Origin of the sequence: Chryseolinea lacunae (genome assembly GCF_016735595.1) — a bacterium.
Classification (GTDB): Bacteria; Bacteroidota; Bacteroidia; order Cytophagales; family Cyclobacteriaceae; genus Chryseolinea; species Chryseolinea lacunae.
The window spans coordinates 1-20,313 of sequence record NZ_JAERRB010000010.1 but is presented as its reverse complement, the minus strand read 5'-3'; the positions used below and the strand labels follow the sequence as shown (position 1 = coordinate 20,313).

The following is a 20,313-nucleotide window of genomic DNA, read 5'->3' as shown; positions in this document are numbered from 1 at the left end:
GCCTTGTCGTCGTCATCATCTTTTGATGATGGCTTAGGCGTTCCGTTTCCGGTTAGCGTTTCTTCTTCGCGGTCTTGGCCGGCTTCGCCTTTTTGGCCGGGGCTTTCGCGGCTTTCTTGGCGGGTTTGGCTTTGACCGGTTTGGCTTTCGCTTTCTTCGCGGCTTTCACTTTCGTGGGCGCTGCTTTCTTTGCTTTGCCCGCCGAAGAGGTCTTGCTGCTCGACTTTGACTTTGACCCTGGGCTGCCCGTCTTTTTGCTGGTTTGCGGGGACTTGGTGCTTGGGCTTTTCCGGCTCACCGAAGAGGTTTGCTTGCTCGCCTTCCGCGATCCAGAGGTTGGGGTCGTTGATGTCTTTGACGTCTTCAGATTCTTTTTTTTTTGGCCGCCATCGGCCGCCTCGATGATGTCGTTGTCTGCATCACCCTCTTCGAACCCGGTTTCTTCCGGGTCTGCCATCAAGGTCACATTGGTCACTTTGTTCTGGCTGAGACGGTTGCCTTGTGCTTTCCAGCCTTTCACATCGATCAGTTCTTCCAGGTTTATCACCTCGGTCACTTTCTCTTTGTCTTTGCCACGCACTTCGGTCATTTCCACTTCGGGTGTTTCAGACGAGGTGGCCAACACCAGGCGCGAGCCAATGCCTTCGGAGATGAATCCGAATTCCTTGTCGAGTGTGGTCGTTTCGATCATGAAACGTTTCACCATGTATTGCTTGCTCTCGCCGTCTACATAGACTGCCGAGATCGGTTTCTTGGGATTGAATTTTTCTACCAGCAAGGTCTTCTCGGGCTCATAACGATTCGTGAGGTCATAGCCTGTGATCTTGTAGGTGCCGTTGCGCGAGAATGTGATCAGTTGATCGTCGCCATCGAACTTGCCCAGGTATTTGCCACGCTTCTCTTTGTTAAGTCGGCCGGAGTCCGGATCGAACCAGAGGTCGAGTTTGCTGAGGGTGGAGCCTCCGGCTTTCAGGAAGTCCACTTTGCGCATGGGATATTTGGTGAGGATGTTTCCACGTGCGCTGCGGCCCTTCACTTCCAGTTCAGAAAAATCAAATTCAAATACCTTCTTGCGCGCCGAGCTCGACTGCGACAGCTTCACCTCTACCTGTTCGGCTTCGCCGTTGGCGTTGCCCGACACGTAGTAGAGTTTTGAGTTGGGGTGGCCCTGGGTCAGATCATACTCTTTGTCGCGGATCACGCCGGGCAGGTTGAAGCGCTTCACAAAGCCGCTGCCACTCTTGCCGTCGGAATAGATCACGTTATAGACCATGCGTTCGTCGCCCTTTTTCCAGATGCCCACAAACATGATGTCTTTGCCCATAAAGGCTTTCTCCTGGATGCGCGACACCAGCAGCTTGCCGTCTTTGCGGATGGCAATCACGTCGTCAAGTTCCGAACAGTCGGCAATGTACTCGTCGCGTTTCAGGCCATAGCCCACAAAGCCGTCGGTGCGGTTCACATAGAGCTTCTGGTTGTTGGCGATAACCTCCACGGCCGTCACCGACTGGAAGCTCTTGATTTCTGTTTTACGTTCACGGCCTTTGCCATACTTGGTGAGCAGGTTCTGGTAGTAGGCAATGGCGTAGTCGACGAGGTTCTTGAGGTGGTGTTCCGTTTCCTTCAGTTCTTTCTGGAGGTCGCGCAACAGTTCGTCGGCTTTGAACGAGTCGAACTTCGAAATGCGTTTGATGCGGATTTCGGTGAGGCGTATGATGTCGTCGCGGGTGATTTCGCGATAGAATTTCTTTTTGTGGGGCTTCAGGCCTTTGTCGATCGTTTCGATCACTTCTTCCCAGCTTTCGGCTTCTTCGATGTTGCGGTAGATGCGGTTTTCGATGAAGATCTTTTCCAGCGACGAGAAGAGGATCTTCTCCATCAGTTCGTTCTTCCGGATTTCAAGCTCCTGCTTCAGCAGCTTCACGGTTTGCTGCGTGTTGTATTTCAGGATGTCGCCCACGGCCAAAAACCGGGGCTTGTCTTCCACAATCACACAGGCGTTGGGCGATATGCTGATCTCGCAGTCGGTGAAGGCATAGAGCGCATCCATGGCAATTTCGGGCGACTGACCCGGTTGCAACAGGATCTGGATCTCTACGTCGGCGGCCGTGTTGTCGATCACCTGCTTCACTTTTATCTGTCCCTTCTCACTGGCCTTCACGATGGATTCCATCAGCGAAGTGGTGGTGGTAGAGAACGGTATATCTTTAATGACAAGTGTTTTTTTGTCGATGATCTCGATTTTTGCGCGGACCTTGATCTTGCCGCCGCGAAGGCCCTGGTTGTAGTCGGTGAAATCGCCTATGCCCCCCGTTGGAAAGTCGGGATAGATCTTGGGGTTCTTGCCCTTCAGGATGTCGACCGATGCTTTGATGAGCTCGCAGAAGTTGTGGGGCAGGATTTTGGTAGACAAGCCCACGGCAATGCCTTCCACACCTTGCGCCAGCAACAGCGGGAACTTCACGGGTAGTGTTACGGGCTCGCGCTTACGACCGTCGTATGACAATTGCCATTCGGTTGTTTGCGGGTTGTAGACCACATCGAGCGCGAACTTGGAAAGGCGTGCTTCGATATAGCGGGGTGCTGCGGCGCCGTCGCCGGTGCGCACGTCGCCCCAGTTGCCCTGGGTTTCGATAAGGATGTCTTTCTGGCCAATGTTCACCATGGCTTCGCCGATGGCGGCATCGCCGTGCGGGTGAAACTGCATGGTGTTGCCGATCACGTTTGCCACTTTGTTGAAGCGGCCGTCGTCCATCTCTTTCAGCGAGTGCATGATGCGGCGTTGCACGGGTTTGAACCCGTCTTCGATTTTGGGAACAGCGCGTTCCAGAATCACATACGACGCATAGTCGAGGAACCAGTTTTCATATAAGCCATCAATGGCTACCGAGTGTACCACGTCTTCGCCGCCCTCGTGCCCTTCGGGCACGGGGGGCCTGCGGGGCGGGCCGGCGTTGGGTTTGTCTTTTTTACTCATGATGTATCGCTTCGCTCTAAAAAATCTTATTTAACAAATCAGGCTTCCTCTCCTTCTTCCACTTCCTCCACAGGCGCCTTTGCTTCCACCTTGTCCAGTTCGATGCGCAGGTTTTCGATGATGAAGCCTTGGCGGTCGGGCGTGTTTTTGCCCATGTAGAATTCCAGAATCTTGCTGAGGTGTCCTTCTTTGCCCATCAGCACGGGTTGCAGGCGGATGTCTTCGCCAATAAACTTGCCAAACTCGTCGGGCGAGATTTCACCCAGGCCTTTGAAGCGGGTGATCTCGGGTTTGGAGCCCAGTTTGGCCACGGCGGCCTGTTTCTCTTCTTCGCTGTAGCAGTAGATGGTTTCTTTCTTGTTGCGCACCCGGAACAACGGTGTTTCCAGAATGAACACGTGGCCGGCTTTCACCAGCTCTGGAAAGAATTGCAGGAAGAAGGTCATGAGCAGCAGGCGGATGTGCATGCCGTCCACGTCGGCATCGGTGGCCACAATCACTTTGTTGTAGCGCAGGCCTTCGAGACCGTCTTCGATGTTGAGGGCGTGTTGAAGCAGGTTGAACTCTTCGTTTTCATACACTACTTTCTTGGTGAGGGCATAGCAGTTGAGAGGCTTGCCCCGAAGGCTGAACACCGCCTGGGTTTCTACGCTGCGCGATTTGGTGATGGATCCGCTGGCCGAGTCGCCCTCGGTGATGAACACCATGGAGTCGACGCCTTTCTCGTTCTTTTCGTCAAAATGATAGCGGCAGTCGCGCAGCTTCCGGTTGTGCAGGTTGGCCTTTTTCGCGCGGTCGTTGGCCAGCTTCTTGATGCCGGCAATTTCCTTGCGTTCGCGTTCCGATTGCAGAATGCGCTTCAGCATGGCTTCGGCGGCCGAGGAATTTTTGTGCAGATAGATCTCGATTTCTTTGGCCACGAAGTCGCCCACATAGCTTCTCACGGTGGCGCCATCGGGTGCCATGTTGGTGGAACCGAGCTTGGTTTTGGTCTGCGACTCGAACACCGGCTCCTGAATGCGCACGGCCACGGCGGCCACAATGCTGGCGCGGATGTCGGCGGCGTCGTAGTCTTTCTTATAGAAGTCGCGCACGCCTTTCACCACGCCTTCGCGGAAGGCGGCAAGGTGCGTGCCTCCCTGGGTGGTGTTCTGGCCGTTCACAAACGAGTAGTATTCTTCGCCGTACTGGTTGCCGTGCGAGATGGCCACTTCGATGTCGTTGCCTTTGATGTGGATGATGGGGTAGCGAAGGTCTTCGGCATCGGTTTTCTGCTTCAGCAGGTCCAGGAGGCCGTCTTTCGAGAAGTATTTGTTACCGTTGTAGAGTATGGTGAGGCCTGCGTTGAGGAACGCATAGTTCCACATGAGGTCTTCTAGGTATTCGGGAATGAAGTGGTAGTTCTTGAACATCGTGTTGTCCGGTTCAAACTCCACCAGGGTTCCGTTTTTCTCGTCCGACTTGCCGATGCGGCCGTCGTTAGTAAGCACACCTTTTTTGAACTCGGCCATCTTGGCCTGGCCGTCGCGGAAGGCCTGCACCCGGAAGTAGTTCGAAAGGGCGTTCACCGCCTTGGTACCTACACCATTCAAGCCTACCGATTTCTGAAATGCGCCGGAGTCGTATTTGGCGCCGGTGTTGATCTTCGACACCACGTCTACCACCTTGCCCAGGGGGATGCCGCGGCCATAGTCGCGCACCGTCACTTTCTGTTCGGTTATCTTCACTTCAATGGTCTTTCCGTGACCCATCATGTGCTCATCGATCGAGTTGTCGACCACTTCCTTCACCAGCACATAGATGCCGTCGTCTTTGGAAGAGCCGTCGCCCAGCTTCCCGATATACATGCCCGGTCGCATACGGATGTGCTCGCGCCAATCGAGCGATCGGATGCTCGACTCATTATATTCCAGCGAAGCGGCTGATTTTTCTACTTTTCCCATAACACGTTTCGGAATAGTTTATAAAGAATGAAACAGTTCAAAAAATCAAACATTGCGTTTAAAAAGTCGCCGATGTTATGCCTCCGAATATTAACCGGAGTATAAATCAATTCGCGACGAAGAAAACATTTTTTCAAATCACTTCCAGCACTTTCATAAACCTATAGTTATAAAAATACTTTAATACCATCCTTTCAAAACATTGAAGGATAGACCACTTAAGCCCACAAACAAAACTTATGATTTAACCGAAAATTTCCGGTAAATGCTATACACCGGCCAGCTGATGGCCCAAACCGCAATGAGCGCCACACTGCCGTAGATCGCGAAATCGATGCGGCTGTAGTCGAATTTCTCACTGCTGTTGTAGAGCGCGATAAAGCTCAGGGCGATGACAAAAAACACGTTCACAGCCATCATGAACCCATAAAACCAGGTGCGGAAATCGGGACGGTGCTTTTGGATCTTGGCAATGAGATAGACCAGGGCGTTGACCAGGATGATGAATGCGACGGCTGTATAGAAGAAAGCGTCGCGACCGATGGTGATCTGACCCGTTGCTTCTTCCTTAACCACCACATGCTCAGGCAATCCGGCGTAGGTATACAAGACGTCTATCACCACTACCACCACCGAAAGAAACCAGAATGCCTTGAATATCTTTAATGCCATGTTTGTAAATTTGGGTGCAAATTAAACGATAAATACCCTTGAACTTAAACCCCATCGTTCTATCAATCCCAATTTTTTTCATCCTCATCGGGATCGAATTGGTGGTGGAGCGATTCACACACAAGGACCTCTATCGCCTTCCCGACGCCATTGCCAACCTCAGTTGTGGCATCACCTCGCAGCTTTCGGGGCTGTTTCTGAAGATCTTTGCCATCGGCATCTACCAGGTTTTGTTCGAACATTTTGCCTTCTTCACGCTCACACCCAACTGGCTCTACTGGCTGGTGCTCTTCCTGTTAGTGGACCTGGCCTATTATTGGGCGCACCGCATGAGCCACGAGATAAACCTGTTCTGGGGAGGCCACGTGGTGCATCATCAAAGCGAGGAATACAACCTGTCGGTGGCCCTGCGCCAGAGCTCGCTGCAGGTGGTGTGGACCTTTGCGTTCAGCCTGCCCATTGCGCTGCTAGGGTTTGACACGGTGCATTTTGCCCTCATCTCGGCGCTGAACACCCTTTACCAGTTCTGGATACACACCGAAACCATCGGCAAAATGGGTTGGTTTGAGTATGTGTTCAACACGCCGTCGCACCATCGCGTTCACCACGGACGCAATCCGAAGTATATCGACAAGAACCACGCGGGGTCGCTCATTATCTGGGACCGCATGTTTGGCACCTTTCAAGCCGAAGAAGAAAAACCCATCTATGGCATCACCAAGCCCATCAACAGCTGGAACCCGGTGTTTGCCAACGTGAGCCACTATGTGGAGATGGCCCACGACCTGAAGCGTATCCCCACGGCGTGGGACAAGGTGCGTTATCTGTTCAAAAAACCGGGCTGGCTTCCGGAATCATTGGGAGGCCAACGGGCTGTGCCCGAGGTAGATCGCGCCACCTATCGCAAGTATGATACGCCTGCTCCTGCCCTGCTCAACTACTATGTTGTGTTTCAATATGTGCTTTGCCTGGCGGGCACGGCGCTGTTCCTGTTCAATGCCGGCAAGTTTTCGCTGGGTCAGCAGGCTTTCATTGCCGCGCTGGTGAGCCTGGTGGTGGTGAACGCCGGTGTGCTGTTCGAGAACCGCGCGTGGGCAAAGTATGCCGAGTGGTTTCGCATTGTGGCCTACCCTGCCCTGTTGGCAAGTCTTTGTTTCTTAAACGGTTGGTCGCCCTGGCTTTATGTTGTGGGGGGTGCCTACTGTTTCATCTCTGTAACCTGGTTTTATGGTATTCAAAAAAAATATGCGCAAGTGTCTCTCGTGTAGTGTCGTGATGATGTTGATGATGTGGGGGTGCACGAAGCCGCTGCCGTCGCTGGAGGGAATCGATCAGGCCCTGTGGAAGAAAGACAAGAATGCGTGCGCCGGAAAACGTTGGGCCATGGTGACTCAGATTGAAAGGCAGAAGGACAAACTGCTGGCCCTCAGCGAAGACGACATTGTGGCCGTGCTGGGCAAGCCCGACCAGAACGAACTCTATAAGCGCAACCAGAAGTTCTTCTACTATTTTGTGCAACCTGCCCCGGCGTGTCAACAAGACACCGTGGGTGCCAAACGGCTGGCCATCCGTTTCAACGCCATGGGATTGGCCAAAGAAGTGGCCGTGGAGAATTAACCTTTTTCGTTCTCGATCAATTGCAGATATTGCCGGGCAAGTAAAACCCAAACGCAAACCCCATTCTGCATGAAGAACATCGCTGTTATTGGTTCCGGAACCATGGGAAACGGAATTGCACACGTCTTTGCCCAACACGGTTACACGGTGTCGCTGATCGACGTATCGGAAGACGCGTTGAAGAAAGCCCTGTTCACTATCGATAAGAACCTGACACGCCAGGTTGAAAAAGAAACTATTACGGCCGAGGTAAAAGCCAAGGCCCTCGCCAACATCACCACACACACGGCCATCAAAGACGGCGTTGCCGGCGCCACACTGGTGGTGGAGGCCGCCACCGAAAATGTGGAGCTGAAGCTCAACATCTTTCGCGAGCTGGATGCCCACGCTGCCCCCGACGCCATTCTTGCTTCCAACACATCGTCCATCTCCATCACCCGCATTGCATCGGTCACGAAGCGCCCCGGCCAGGTCATCGGTATGCACTTCATGAACCCCGTGCCACTGATGAAACTGGTGGAAGTGATTCGCGGCTACAACACCACCGACGTGGTGACAAATGCCGTGATGGAACTGTCGCGCGCCTTGGGAAAGGTTCCGGTGGAAGTGAACGACTATCCCGGCTTTGTGGCCAACCGAATTCTCATGCCCATGATCAACGAAGCCGTCTACACATTGTATGAAGGCGTGGCTGGCGTGGAGGAGATCGACACCGTGATGAAGCTGGGCATGGCCCACCCTATGGGGCCGTTGCAGCTGGCCGACTTTATTGGGCTGGATGTGTGCCTGGCCATTTTGAATGTGCTCTTTCAGGGCTTTGGCAATCCGAAATATGCGCCGTGCCCATTGCTGGTGAACATGGTGCAGGCGGGGCATCGCGGCGTGAAGTCGGGCAATGGGTTCTATGCCTATGCGGCCGGCAGCAAAACGCTGGTAGTGGCCGATCAATTTAAGAAGCGCTGACGCGAGTTCGTAACAACACAGAAAAGCCGCCCCGACATGTCGGGGCGGCTTTTTCATTTGGTATGTTTTCAGATTATGCTTTTGCTTTCAACAGATCGCGTATCTCCGTAAGCAACAACACATCGGGCGATGGCGGTGCCGGTGCGGCAGGTTTTTCGGCGTCTTTCTTCTTCATGGCATTCATGCCTTTCACGATAAGGAAGATGATGAAGGCCAGGATGACGAAGTTGATCACCACCGTGAGGAAGTTGCCCCATGCAAACACAGGCCCCAGTTCTTTGGCTTTGGCCAGCGGCAGGTTGGGATCGGCAGACAGGGCGTTGATAACTTTTTCGGAAAGCGGAATGTAGAGGTTGGAGAAATCGGCTTTGAAGGCGATGCCTACCAGCGGCATAATGAGGTCGTTCACCACGGAGTTTACGATCGTGCCAAAGGCGGCACCAATGATTACCCCAACGGCGAGGTCCATCACATTTCCGCGAAGGGCAAATTCTTTGAATTGTTTCAACATGCGTTTTCGAGGGTTAGGTTGGCTGTGAAATTTAGGTTTTAGATCTCTAACAACAAAATGACGGTTTCGTTACGTGCTTTCAGGAGCCGCCAATAATTGGTATCTTTTGGACTTGCGAAGCAACGTCTATGGCCAAGAAAAAGGGCGCACAACAGAAACCCGGGAAGGCGTTGGCCAAACCGAAAACATCATCGGCAAAAAAGAAAGCCCCGGCCCTTAAGGGGAAAAAGGAAGCCGACAAGGCGTTGCGCGAAAGCCAGAAACTGCTAAGCTTCGCCCTCAACGCGGCCCGCATGGGGCTGTGGGAATGGGATCTGAAAACAGACGTCATCCATTGGTCTGACGACGTTCACGAAATCTTTGCACTACCACCCGAAGCGTTCGACGGCAGTTTCGAAACCTACGTCAAATACGTTCACCCCGACGACCGCGCGCGCCTAACGGCCACGCTTGACGAGACACTGGCCCAGAAAAAATCATACTTCATCCAACATCGCATTCTCCGGAAAAAAGAAGTGCGCTGGGTCGAAGCCATGGGCGATGTGATCCTCGACAAAAAAGGCAAAGCCGTGAAGCTGACCGGCACAGTTCAGGAAATCACCACCAAGAAAGAAGTTGAGCTGGAGAAGGAAGACTGGAAGGTTCGCTATGAACTAGTGGCCGCATCCACAGGCCAGGTCATCTACGACTACAACACCCTTACCGACACCATTGTGTGGAGTCATAACATCAAGGCAGTGCTGGGTTATTCGGGCCAGGAAGTGAAAGACATCGGGCGCTGGTCCAGCCTTATCCATCCCAAAGACCGGCCAAGTGCCCTGGGTGCGCTGGCCAAAGCCGAGTCGGCTCTCAAACCTTTCGACCTGGAGTATCGCTTCAAAACCAGGAAAGGCGACTATGTGTTTGTGCACGACCGTGGTTTTTTTATCACCGATGCCTCCGGCAAAGTACAACGCATGCTGGGTGCCATGGAGGACGTTAGCGACAAGGTGAAAACCGAAGAACGACTGCTGCAAAGCAATCGCTTCAAGGAAAGTCTTGAAAACGCCATGCCCGGTGTGCTGTATGTCTACGACTTTTCTACGCAACGGAATGTGTATGTGAACCGGAACCTGTTCTCGCTCCTGGGCTACACGCCCGACGACGTGAACAACATGGACGGCAACGCGTTGGCCCGGATGGTGCATCCCGATGACCTGCCCCTGATGCCGCGGTGGACAACCGAGGCCCTGGGCGAAGTGAAAGAAACCGAATATCGCGTGCAGGCCAAGGATGGTCAATGGCACTGGTTCATGGGGCGCGACACCGTGTTTCAGCAAGACAAAAACGGAAACGTGAAACAGATCATTGGCATCGCGCAAGACATCACCGCGAAGAAAGCCAACGAAACCCTGGTGAAGGAAAGCGAGAAGAGCTATCGCGAACTGTTTAACCTGACCGGGCAGGTAATCTATATTCTCACCCTCGACGGATTCTTTATTGATGTGAACGAAGGGGCCTGCCGCATGTATGGCTATGAGAAAGAAGAGTTCGTCGGCAAGACACCGGCCTTTCTGGGTGCCGAAGGTAAAAACGACATGAGCGAACTGGAAACGATTTTTCGCAACGCCAACCTGGGCATCCCACAAGCGTTTGACTGGTGGGGGCGCAAGAAATCGGGCGAAGCGTTTCTGAAGGAAGTGCGCATCACCAAAGGATCATACTTCGGCAAGGAAGTGCTCATTGCCATTGCGTGGGACATCACCGCGCGCAAGCAGGCCGAAGAAGCATTACGCACCAGCGAACAGCGTTTCAGAAACCTGATCCGAAACCTCAACGTGGGCGTGCTGCTGCAAGGGCCCAATGCCGAAATCATTGTGGGCAACCGGGCCTCGTTCGAGATGCTGGGCATTTCCGAAGATCAGTTGCTGGGCAAGACCTCGTTTGATCCGGAGTGGAATGTGATCCACGAAAACGGCACGGACTTCCCCGGCGAAACACATCCCGTTCCCACGGCCATCAAAACACGCAAGCCGGTTCGGGGTGTGGTGATGGGCGTTTATCATCCCACAAAGCAACAACGCATGTGGTTGTACGTGAACGCCGAGCCGATCCTGGAACATGGCGAACTGAAAGAAGTGGTGTGCACCTTCACCGACATCACCGAACGCAAACGTGTGGAAGAAGAGCTGAAAGAAAGCGAGCAACGTTTTCGCACGCTGCAACAGGCCTCGTTTGGCGGCATAGGCCTGCACGACAAGGGCATCATCATCGACTGCAACCAAGGGCTTTGCGACCTCACGGGCTATACGCGCGAGGAACTCATCGGCTTCAACGGCCTGCTGCTGGTAGCCCCCGAGTGGCGCGAAGAAACCGTGGCAAAGATCATGTCGGGTTTCGAAAGGCCCTACGATGTGGAAGGCATTCACAAAGACGGCTCACGCTTTTCGCTGGAGATCCAGGCCAAAAACATCCCCTATCAGGGCAGGTCCATCCGCGTAACTGAGTTTCGCGACATCACCGACCGGAAGCTGGCCGCCGAAAAAATTCTGGAACAAAATGCGCGGCTCGTGGCCATCACCGAAGATCTGAAGCGAAAGAACGAACAGTTGGAAGAGTTCACCCAGATTGTGTCGCACAACCTGCGCTCGCCGGTGGGCAACATCCTGACGCTGCTCAGTTTCTTCGAAAGCTCCGACAAACCTTCCGAGCGCGAAGAGTATCTGACATTACTAAAAGAATCGGGCACCACCACGCTGCGCACGTTGCACGAGCTGAACGAGGTGTTGAAGATCAAACAAAACAAAAGTTTGGAACGGCAGGAAATCAGGTTCGAGTCGGTGTTGCAGCACGTGAAGAGCATGCTCAGCGCCAAGATTGCCGAGACCGATGCATCGATTGAAAGCGACTTCTCGGAGAGCCCGGTCATTCTCTATCCCAACATCTACATGGAAAGTATTTTCCTGAACCTGTTGAGCAACTCACTCAAATACATTCAGCCCAATCAAAAACCGCTGGTGCGTTTCAAAACCTATTTTCAGGACGGCAACACCATCTTAACGGTGAGCGACAACGGGTTGGGCATTAACCTGGAGCGTTATGGTCATCAGATTTTCAAGCTGCACAAAACATTTCATCGCCATCCGGAGAGCCGGGGTATAGGATTATTCATGATAAAAAATCAAATTGAGGCCATGGGTGGAGAAATCAGCATTCAAAGCCAGGTAAACCAGGGAACTACATTTTTTGTTAACTTTAATAAGTACTATTTTAATGGCCTCTAGCGCACCCATCATAGCCCTTGTAGACGACGATAAGGTTTTTCAACTCACCTCATCGCGCACCTTGAAAGCCGCGAACCTCACGGACAAGATCCTGCAGTTCGAGAACGGAGAAGAAGCGCTTCAATTTCTAAGAGAACACGCCGCAGAATCGGATACGTTGCCAGACTATATCTTCCTCGACATCAATATGCCCTATGTTGACGGCTGGATGTTTCTGGAAGACTACGCCACCCTGAAAGCCAACCTCAAGAAAGACATCTTCATCTACATGGTGAGCTCATCTATAGACCCGCGCGATGTGACGCGCGCCAAACGCGACGAGAACGTGCGTGAATATATCATCAAGCCCGTGAGCCGCGAAAAATTCGTGGAGCTGCTCAGCCGCGCTGCAGCCTGATCGAAAACAATCTTCTTTACTTTTTTGGAATACCTGAGGTCGTCGCCCGAGGATGTTTACTCCTGCACGACGTTGAGCGGATTTTTGAGCCCCGCATAGTCGGTGAGCTCAACCCCTGCACTGCCAATGAACATGTTGGCGTTGATCTTGATGGGGATGCGGTTCTTGTCGTCAGAGAACCAGGCCGTGATGGAGTTCTCGCCGTCGAACACTTTGTTGTCGGGCATCACCGGCTTGAACACCAGTGCGCGTATTTTGCCCGCCTTCACCTTAATAGTCTCTTTGCCCATGTAGAGGATCTTGAAGTTATAGAACTGGTCTTCAAAAAATCCTTTCACCGAAATGGTGTCGGCCACTTTCACACGCGACAAGTCCATGTTGCGCAGCAGTAGAAATCCGGCCACCATGTCGCGCACTTGGGCGGGTGCGTCGTAGTGTTGTGAGGGTTTGTATTTGCCCGTTTCGTTGTCGAGCGTCTTCACTTCAATTTTGTGATTGATCTGGTCGAAGTTGGTCCACTCGTCTTTCTTATAGCGACCTTCGCGGATGCGGCGGTAGAACTGATGGGGAATCATGGCCACAGTGTCGATGTAGGCGCCCCACCGGTCGTCAACATCCGCGACCCAATCGACCATGCCCACGGTTTTGCCGTAGACATCGATCTTGAAACAGTCGCGGTTGTTGATCCGGAAATATTTGGGATGAATGTTAACGCTTCCTTTGCCCACGGTGAAAATGCCGTAGGTCATTTTGAAGTTGATCACCTCGCCACGGGTGAAGCTGTGATTCTTCACCGGGGGATAGCTATCGTTCTGCTCCGCCACAAAGCCGGAGAGAAGGGCGATAATAAATAGACTAAAAGCTCCTCTCTTCATTATTCAATCATTCCAAATTTACACAATTCCACGTTTCGGTGGTATGAACGATTTATGAATTCCAAAGCGTGTGCCAACCCCGTCAAAAACGGTTGCTACACCGAAACATTATTTTCGCGTAGCGCATCGTTGAGCGACGTTTTCTTGTCGGTGCTCTCTTTGCGCTGGCCAATGATGAGCGCGCAGGGCACCTGAAACACACCCGCCGGAAACGTCTTGGCATAGGTGCCGGGAATGACCACGGAACGCTCGGGCACATAGTTCTTATATTCCACTGGCTCCGAGCCGGTTACGTCGATAATTTTGGAGCTGGCCGTCAGCACCACGTTGGCGCCCAACACCGCTTCCTTGCCCACGCGCACGCCTTCCACCACAATGCAACGCGATCCCAGAAACGCGCCGTCTTCAATGATGACCGGTGCTGCCTGCACAGGTTCCAGCACACCGCCAATGCCAACGCCACCGCTGAGGTGCACATTTTTGCCGATCTGTGCACAACTGCCCACCGTAGCCCACGTGTCGACCATAGTGCCCTCGTCTACGTAGGCACCGATGTTTACATACGACGGCATGAGAATCACGCCCTTGCTGATGTAGGCGCCGTGACGGGCCACGGCATGCGGCACCACGCGCACGCCGAGTTCTTTATAATTGCGTTTCAGTTTTATCTTGTCGTGAAATTCAAACGGACCTACTTCAATGGTCTCCATCTGCTGGATGGGAAAATAGAGGATCACTGCTTTTTTAACCCACTCGTTCACTTGCCAGCCCGACGCCACGGGTTCGGCCACGCGCAGCTCACCCAGGTCGAGCTTCTGCACCACCGAGCGAATGAGCTCCTGGCTCTCAGCCTGTTGAAGCAATGTGCGGTCGTTCCAGATTTGTTCAATGCGTTCTTTCAATTCCATTATGTTAGATTTAAATCGACATGCAAGAAATAAAAAAAAGGAGAATAGTCCTCGCGTCGGTGTTGAAACCCGTGAACGACACACGCATGTTCGAAAAGCTGGGATGTTCGCTGGCCACCGTCTATGATGTGCACATTCTCGGCACCGCAGCCAACACCCCGATATCGCAGGGGGTGACGATGCATGGTCATGCCCCCTTTCGTCGCATGAGCCTGCAAAGGTTTGGCCGCGTGTTCGCGGTGATGCGAAAGGCATGGCGGCTTTCGCCAGATGTTTTCATGGTGTGCACGCACGAGTTACTGTGGGCTGCCGTGGTGGTGAAACTCTTCACAGGCTGCAAGGTGGTGTATGACGTGCAGGAAAATTATGGTCGGAACATCCGCTATGGCATGGCCTTTCCCGCGCCGCTCCGACTCCTGATTGCCGCATGGGTTCGCGCCAAGGAATGGATGACCAGGCCGTTTGTGTCGTGGTTTTTTCTGGCAGAAGCCGGCTACGAAAACGAAATCCGTTTCCCCGGAAAACACGTCACCGTGCTGGAGAACAAAGCGATTTTACCGGCCATGCCATCCCAGCCCCGCAAGCCTTTTGGCCACGCCCCCATCACCCTCTTGTTTAGCGGCACGCTGGCCCACACCACGGGCGTGTTCACGGCCATCGACCTGGCCCGCGCCCTGCATGCGTGCGACGCGCGGGTGAGCCTGCACATTATCGGCTACTGCGCCATGCCCGCAGTGCTCCAACAATTGAAAGATACGATAGCCCAACATCCCTTCATCACGCTTACGGGGGGCGACCAGCTTGTGCCCCACCCTGAAATTGTGTCGGCCATTGAACACGCCGATGTGGGCATCGTGGCCTATCCTCCCAATCCTTCCACCGCCAACGCCATTCCCACCAAACTCTATGAGTACATGGGGCATTCGTTGCCCATGTTGTTGATTGATCACAAGCCGTGGGTGGAACGCTGCGCGCCCTATGCCGCGGCCATCACATTTCGCCGCGAAGCACTGGATGCACCCGCGTTGCTGGCCGCGCTCCGCCACCAGAAGTTCTACACAGCACCACCTCAAAACATCGACTGGGCTGCCGAAGCGCGCAGGCTTTTGCCTGTAATAGCGGCCCTGTTGCGTTGAAAGGGCGTTTTGGCCGCATGTGTATTATTTATTCTAAATATTTTTTTAGACTAGTCTAAATTTTTATTTTTACGGAACTGTTCTTCACATACCATGCTCAGTTTCACCGAAGAAAACTACCTCAAGGCTATCTACCACTTGTCGGAAAGCGGCTCGAAGGCCGTGCTCACCAACGAGATTGCCGAAGCCATGAGCACCAAGGCGGCGTCGGTCACTGACATGATCAAAAAACTGTCGACCAAAAATTTTATCTCCTACGAGAAATACTATGGCGTGAAAATCAGCCGCCAGGGCAAGAGCGAGGCGCTGATGATTATCCGGAAGCACCGGCTTTGGGAAACGTTTCTGGTAGAGAAGCTGCTGTTCAACTGGGACGAGGTGCACGACATTGCCGAACAGCTGGAACACATCCAGTCGCCGTTGCTGATCCAGAAGCTCGACGAATTTCTCGGCTTCCCGAAAAGCGATCCCCACGGCGAACCCATTCCCGACAAAAACGGAAAAATCAGCATGCCCTCGTCCATGCCGCTGCACGACCAACTGCCCGGCTATGCGGGATCGATCGTGTCGGTGAAAGACTCTGACTCTAATCTGTTGAAATACCTGAACCGCATCGGGGCCACGCCCGGCAAGAAGATTCGCCTGCTGGCCAAAGAGGAGTATGACGAAAGCCTCGAAATTGAAGTAGACGAAAAACGACTGACCATCAGCAAAGCGGTGGCACAAAATATATTAGTAGCTGTATAGCGAGAATGTGACTATGGAAACCGAAACAATACAACGAAAGTCATTAAGTGAAGTGCACGGCTCCATCGATGCCAGCCAACGCAAGGGCTGGCGCAAGATGCTGGCCTTTATCGGCCCCGCCTACCTGGTGAGTGTGGGCTATATGGACCCCGGCAACTGGGCCACCGACATTGCAGGCGGAAGCCGTTTTGGTTACTCGCTGCTGTGGGTGCTGCTCATGTCGAACCTCATGGCCCTGTTGCTGCAAAGCCTCAGTGCCCGCCTCGGCATTGTGCGCCAGCTTGATCTGGCCCAGGCCTCGCGCAGCGCGTATAGCCGCCCCGTGAACTTCTGTTTGTGGATACTGGCCGAGATTGCCATTGCCGCCTGCGACCTGGCCGAAGTGCTGGGCATGGCCATTGGTCTTCAGCTGCTCTTTGGTTTGCCCCTCATCTGGGGTGTGAGCCTCACCGTGCTCGACACGTTGTTGCTGCTGGTGCTGCAAAGCTATGGCATGCGCCGCATCGAAACGTTCATCATCGCACTGGTGGCCATCATTGGCGGAGCCTTCCTCATTGAAATGATTCTGGCGAAGCCGTCATTGCCCGAAATGGCGCGTGGCTTTGTGCCCTCGCTGCCCAACGACGAGGCGCTCTATATCGCCATTGGTATTATCGGGGCCACCGTGATGCCCCACAACCTGTACTTGCACTCGTCGCTCGTGCAAACCCGGCGCTATAGTCCAGGAGAAAGCGGGATTTGGTCGGCCATTAAATACAACTTCATCGACTCGGCCATTGCGCTCAACGCTGCATTCTTTGTGAACGCGGCCATCCTGGTGCTGGCCGCCGCCACCTTTTTCAAGGCGGGACTCAACGACGTGGAGCAGATTCAGGATGCCTACAAATTTCTGTCGCCCATGCTGGGCACGCATTGGGCTTCCCTCCTGTTTGGCATCGCGCTGGTAGCTGCAGGACAAAGCTCCACCATCACCGGCACGCTGGCCGGACAGATTGTGATGGAAGGGTATCTGAACCTGCGCATTGCACCGTGGATGCGCCGGCTCATCACACGCCTCATTGCCATTGTGCCGGCGCTGCTGGTCATCATCATCTATGGCGAACAGGAAACGGGTGCCTTGCTCATCTTTAGCCAGGTGGTGCTGAGCCTGCAGCTGGGCTTCGCCATCATTCCGCTCATTCACTTCAACAGCGACAAAACCAAGATGGGCATCTTTGTGATCAAGCCCTGGGTGAAAGTGGCCGCTTGGATCATCGCCTTCATCATCGTAGGCCTGAATGTGAAACTGGTTATTTCGGAAATCACCGATTGGCTGATCGTGGCTGGCAACAACGCATGGATCATTTGGCTCACGGCCATCCCCATTTGCGTGGGTGCCGCCGGTCTTTTGATCTACATCACCATCAAGCCCCTCATTGAACGCCGCGCCGCCGAACGCGATGCCCGCATACCGCATGGCCACGCCGTTACGCTGGACATGACACACGACCTCACCTACAACCGCATTGCCGTGACCCTCGACTTCAGCGACATCGACAACCACACCGTGCGCAGCGCGGTGGCCCAGGGTGGAAAGCAGGCCCGCTACCTGCTGCTGCACGTGGTGGAAACCGCCGGCGCCATGGTGTATGGCAGCCACATTGCCGACCACGAATCGCACCGCGACGTGGCCTCGCTCGAAAACTACCGCGACCAGCTCCGCGCACAAGGCTACACCGTAGACATCAAAATAGGCTACGGCAATCCACGCCGCTGCATCCCCGAAATGGTGCTGGAGTTCCAGGCCGACCTGCTGGTGATGGGTGCCCACGGCCACAAGTTCTTTAAGGACCTTGTGTTTGGCACCACGGTCGACACGGTGCGTCACCGGGTGAATGTGCCCGTGCTCATTGTCAGAGTTTAGTCGTTCGTTCAGAGTTCCTTCTTCTTCCAACATACGGCCTCATTCCGGACGTCGACGCTGCGCCTATGCGCACAGGTGACGGGTATGCCATTCGGTTTCCCGCCACGCTTGCAGCGTGCGTATGCCTGGATGCGGCACATTATGCCTACACCTGAACCGGATATCCGCCAGAGATAATCCAGAGCTTTAAAAGACTGGGTTATCAGTGGGTTATCTCTGGGTTATATGTGGGTTATCTCTGGATTATCCTATCCTTTGTTAGGAAAGAACCCCTTATTGTCATGAGGCAAAGGGTTCAAAAACGGGTCTGTCTCTTTCAGGATTCGGAACTTGCAGGCGACTATCCCTCGGTATTGGCAAAAACTTTTAATACGCACCGTAACTAATACCTAACTTTGCCGCATGTCTGTTCACACTGAAGATACCATCGTGGCCCTGGCCACTGCGCAGGGCATAGCGGCCATCGCGGTCATCCGTTTGTCGGGAGAAGATTCTATTCGCATCACGCAGCAATGTTTCCGGGGCAAGGACCTGGAGGCCCAGGCATCGCACACCCTTCATTTTGGAACGATGGTGGACGATGGGCGCACCATTGACGAAGTGTTGGTGGCCGTGTTTCGCGCGCCCAATTCGTTCACGAAAGAAAACGCGGTGGAGATTTCCTGTCACGGCTCGCCCTTCATTGTGAAAGAGATCATCAAGACCTTATTGAAACACGGCGCACGTCTGGCCGAACCCGGCGAGTTCACCAAGCGCGCCTTCTTTCATGGACGCTTCGACCTGGCCCAGGCCGAAGCCGTGGCCGACCTCATCCACGCCGAAACCGACAACGCACGCCAGGCAGCCCTCAACCAAATGCGGGGCGGTTTTTCGAAAGAGATCGACCACCTGCGCGAAGAGCTCATTCACTTTGCCTCCCTCATTGAACTGGAACTTGACTTTGGCGAAGAAGACGTGGAGTTCGCCCAACGCGACGACCTGCGCAAACTGATCCTGAAAATCCAGACCGTGCTGCGCGCCCTCATCGACTCGTTCGACCAGGGCAACGTGATCAAAAACGGCGTGCCCACCGTGATCGCCGGAAAACCCAACGCCGGAAAATCGACACTGCTCAACACACTCCTCAACGAAGACAAAGCCATCGTGTCCGACATTCCCGGCACCACCCGCGACGCCATTGAAGACGAAATTATTTTAGGCGGCATCAACTTCCGCTTCATCGACACCGCCGGCCTGCGCGACACCAGCGACGTGATTGAAGCCATTGGTGTGGAACGCACAAAGGAGCGCATGAAAAAAGCATCGCTCATCATTTATTTGTTCGACCTCGCCAACACCACCCTCGAAGAAATTGAAACACAACGGAAGGAGCTTATCACCCTCGGCATCCCATTCATCAGTGTGGGCAACAAGCTCGACAAAGCGGAACCCTCCCTCCTTTCCAAACTACAAGACCACGACTTCACATTTATCTCAGCCTCCGACAAAACCAACGTGGGCGTGTTGAAAGAAAAACTGCTGGCCCGCGTGCAAGTGAAGGAAGTGAAGACTGGCGATGTGATGGTGACAAATCTTCGTCACTACCAGAACTTGCTTCAAACGTATGACGCCCTTGCGAGAGTGCTTGATGGGATGAGTGGTGGGATTACCGGAGACTTCCTGGCGATGGATATTCGACAGGCGCTGCATTATCTTGGGGAGATCACGGGGACGATTACAACGGATGATTTGTTGGATAATATTTTTAGTAAGTTTTGTATCGGAAAATAACGTTCCGAACAATATCAAACAAAATCAAATCAACATTCTGATTTTCAGTACGTTACAAAATTAACGATTAAGTTTCTTTTGACCTGAAACGGGCTTTTTAGGTGCTTTGTGTTACCAGTTTGTTACTCGTTTCCGATGAGTAACAAACGAGTAACAAAAATAACCTAAGACGGGCGAAATGATGGCACACGCTGACACGTGTGGACACTCCCTGACACACCTAGACACGTACTGACATGAGTTCAAACTTTACAATTCAGAAGTTTCTGTGAATACTGTGGAAAACCTTTTACAGCAAAGACTCTCGTAACCAGGTATTGCTCTAAAAAGTGCAACGGTAGACACTATAAGCAGCTTGCCAGACAGGAAAGGCTTAACGTTCATAACGCCCAAGAGGTAATTAGCATCTCTCCCAGCGAGGTTTTAAAGAACATCCCAAAAGTATTTTAAAGTAGGTGAAGCCGCTCAAATCATGAGAGTTAGTAAAAGAACGCTAAACCTGTAAGCTCCCCGAAAATTGGGCCACTCAAAAGTTTCCTTTTCAGTCTATAAGCAAAGCTAAGTGACCGCTCCATGGATATCAAGACCAAGGCGAGCGATTGCCTGCGGCAATCGGTCTTGACATCCCTTC

Annotated in this window: 15 protein-coding genes; 9 read left to right on the top strand and 6 right to left on the bottom strand. The window is 53.3% G+C overall.

The genetic code is table 11. The features are described 5' to 3' along the window. Nucleotides 1–52: 52 nt before the first annotated feature. From JI741_RS23450 to JI741_RS23440, 3 genes are all read right to left on the bottom strand, one after another. Nucleotides 53–2,977 (bottom strand): DNA gyrase/topoisomerase IV subunit A, encoded by a 2,925-nt coding sequence (locus JI741_RS23450; RefSeq protein ID WP_202013869.1) that lies wholly within the window; start codon nucleotides 2,975–2,977, stop codon nucleotides 53–55. Nucleotides 2,978–3,015: 38 nt separating this feature from the next. Then, nucleotides 3,016–4,920 carry a DNA topoisomerase IV subunit B gene (locus JI741_RS23445; protein ID WP_202013868.1) on the bottom strand — a complete coding sequence of 635 codons (1,905 nt, stop codon included), beginning with the start codon at nucleotides 4,918–4,920 and terminating at the stop codon, nucleotides 3,016–3,018. Nucleotides 4,921–5,157: 237 nt separating this feature from the next. After that, nucleotides 5,158–5,592, bottom strand: coding sequence for a hypothetical protein (locus JI741_RS23440; protein ID WP_202013867.1), 435 nt, complete (start codon nucleotides 5,590–5,592; stop codon nucleotides 5,158–5,160). 38 nt (nucleotides 5,593–5,630) lie between these two features. Here JI741_RS23440 and JI741_RS23435 point away from each other — a divergent pair, with 38 nt between their 5' ends. From JI741_RS23435 to JI741_RS23425, 3 genes are all read left to right on the top strand, one after another. Further along, the gene (locus JI741_RS23435) at nucleotides 5,631–6,860 is read left to right on the top strand and encodes a sterol desaturase family protein (RefSeq protein ID WP_202013866.1); all 1,230 of its coding nucleotides are present in this window, start codon (nucleotides 5,631–5,633) and stop codon (nucleotides 6,858–6,860) included. Next, nucleotides 6,838–7,209: a hypothetical protein gene (locus JI741_RS23430; RefSeq protein WP_202013865.1), complete on the top strand. Its 372-nt coding sequence runs from the start codon at nucleotides 6,838–6,840 to the stop codon at nucleotides 7,207–7,209. Before JI741_RS23435 ends, JI741_RS23430 begins: the two co-directional genes overlap by 23 nt. A 69-nt stretch (nucleotides 7,210–7,278) precedes the next feature. After that, entirely contained in the window at nucleotides 7,279–8,172 is an 894-nt protein-coding gene (locus JI741_RS23425; RefSeq protein ID WP_202013864.1) for a 3-hydroxybutyryl-CoA dehydrogenase, read from the top strand. A 73-nt stretch (nucleotides 8,173–8,245) separates the two neighbouring features. On the opposite strand, the gene mscL is transcribed toward JI741_RS23425, so the two are convergent. Continuing rightward, the gene (mscL, locus tag JI741_RS23420; RefSeq protein WP_202013863.1) at nucleotides 8,246–8,683 is read right to left on the bottom strand and encodes a large conductance mechanosensitive channel protein MscL; all 438 of its coding nucleotides are present in this window, start codon (nucleotides 8,681–8,683) and stop codon (nucleotides 8,246–8,248) included. 128 nt (nucleotides 8,684–8,811) lie between these two features. On the opposite strand from mscL, the gene JI741_RS23415 reads away from it, so the two are divergent. Both JI741_RS23415 and JI741_RS23410 read left to right on the top strand, forming a co-directional pair. Next, nucleotides 8,812–11,946 (top strand): PAS domain-containing sensor histidine kinase, encoded by a 3,135-nt coding sequence (locus tag JI741_RS23415; RefSeq protein WP_202013862.1) that lies wholly within the window; start codon nucleotides 8,812–8,814, stop codon nucleotides 11,944–11,946. Next, on the top strand, nucleotides 11,936–12,343 hold the full coding sequence (locus tag JI741_RS23410; RefSeq protein ID WP_202013861.1) for a response regulator: 408 nt from the start codon (nucleotides 11,936–11,938) through the stop codon (nucleotides 12,341–12,343). The genes JI741_RS23415 and JI741_RS23410 overlap by 11 nt, the downstream gene beginning before the upstream one ends. A 56-nt stretch (nucleotides 12,344–12,399) precedes the next feature. Here JI741_RS23410 and JI741_RS23405 read toward each other — a convergent pair whose 3' ends face one another. Further along, a complete protein-coding gene (locus JI741_RS23405) occupies nucleotides 12,400–13,218 on the bottom strand; it encodes a DUF3108 domain-containing protein (RefSeq protein ID WP_202013860.1) in 819 nt (272 codons plus the stop codon). Nucleotides 13,219–13,313: 95 nt separating this feature from the next. Beyond that, nucleotides 13,314–14,126: a 2,3,4,5-tetrahydropyridine-2,6-dicarboxylate N-succinyltransferase gene (locus tag JI741_RS23400; RefSeq protein WP_202013859.1), complete on the bottom strand. Its 813-nt coding sequence runs from the start codon at nucleotides 14,124–14,126 to the stop codon at nucleotides 13,314–13,316. A 20-nt stretch (nucleotides 14,127–14,146) separates the two neighbouring features. On the opposite strand from JI741_RS23400, the gene JI741_RS23395 reads away from it, so the two are divergent. The 4 genes from JI741_RS23395 to mnmE all read left to right on the top strand — a co-directional run bounded on the left by JI741_RS23395 (nucleotide 14,147) and on the right by mnmE (nucleotide 19,682). Continuing rightward, complete coding sequence (locus JI741_RS23395; RefSeq protein WP_202013858.1) at nucleotides 14,147–15,262, top strand: glycosyltransferase family protein; 1,116 nt, start codon at nucleotides 14,147–14,149, stop codon at nucleotides 15,260–15,262. A 93-nt stretch (nucleotides 15,263–15,355) separates the two neighbouring features. Beyond that, nucleotides 15,356–16,009: a metal-dependent transcriptional regulator gene (locus JI741_RS23390; protein WP_202013857.1), complete on the top strand. Its 654-nt coding sequence runs from the start codon at nucleotides 15,356–15,358 to the stop codon at nucleotides 16,007–16,009. A gap of 13 nt (nucleotides 16,010–16,022) precedes the next feature. After that, nucleotides 16,023–17,912 carry an Nramp family divalent metal transporter gene (locus JI741_RS23385; protein WP_202013856.1) on the top strand — a complete coding sequence of 630 codons (1,890 nt, stop codon included), beginning with the start codon at nucleotides 16,023–16,025 and terminating at the stop codon, nucleotides 17,910–17,912. Between the two features lie 402 nt (nucleotides 17,913–18,314). Further along, nucleotides 18,315–19,682: a tRNA uridine-5-carboxymethylaminomethyl(34) synthesis GTPase MnmE gene (mnmE, locus tag JI741_RS23380; RefSeq protein ID WP_202013855.1), complete on the top strand. Its 1,368-nt coding sequence runs from the start codon at nucleotides 18,315–18,317 to the stop codon at nucleotides 19,680–19,682. The last annotated feature ends 631 nt before the right edge of the window (nucleotides 19,683–20,313 follow it).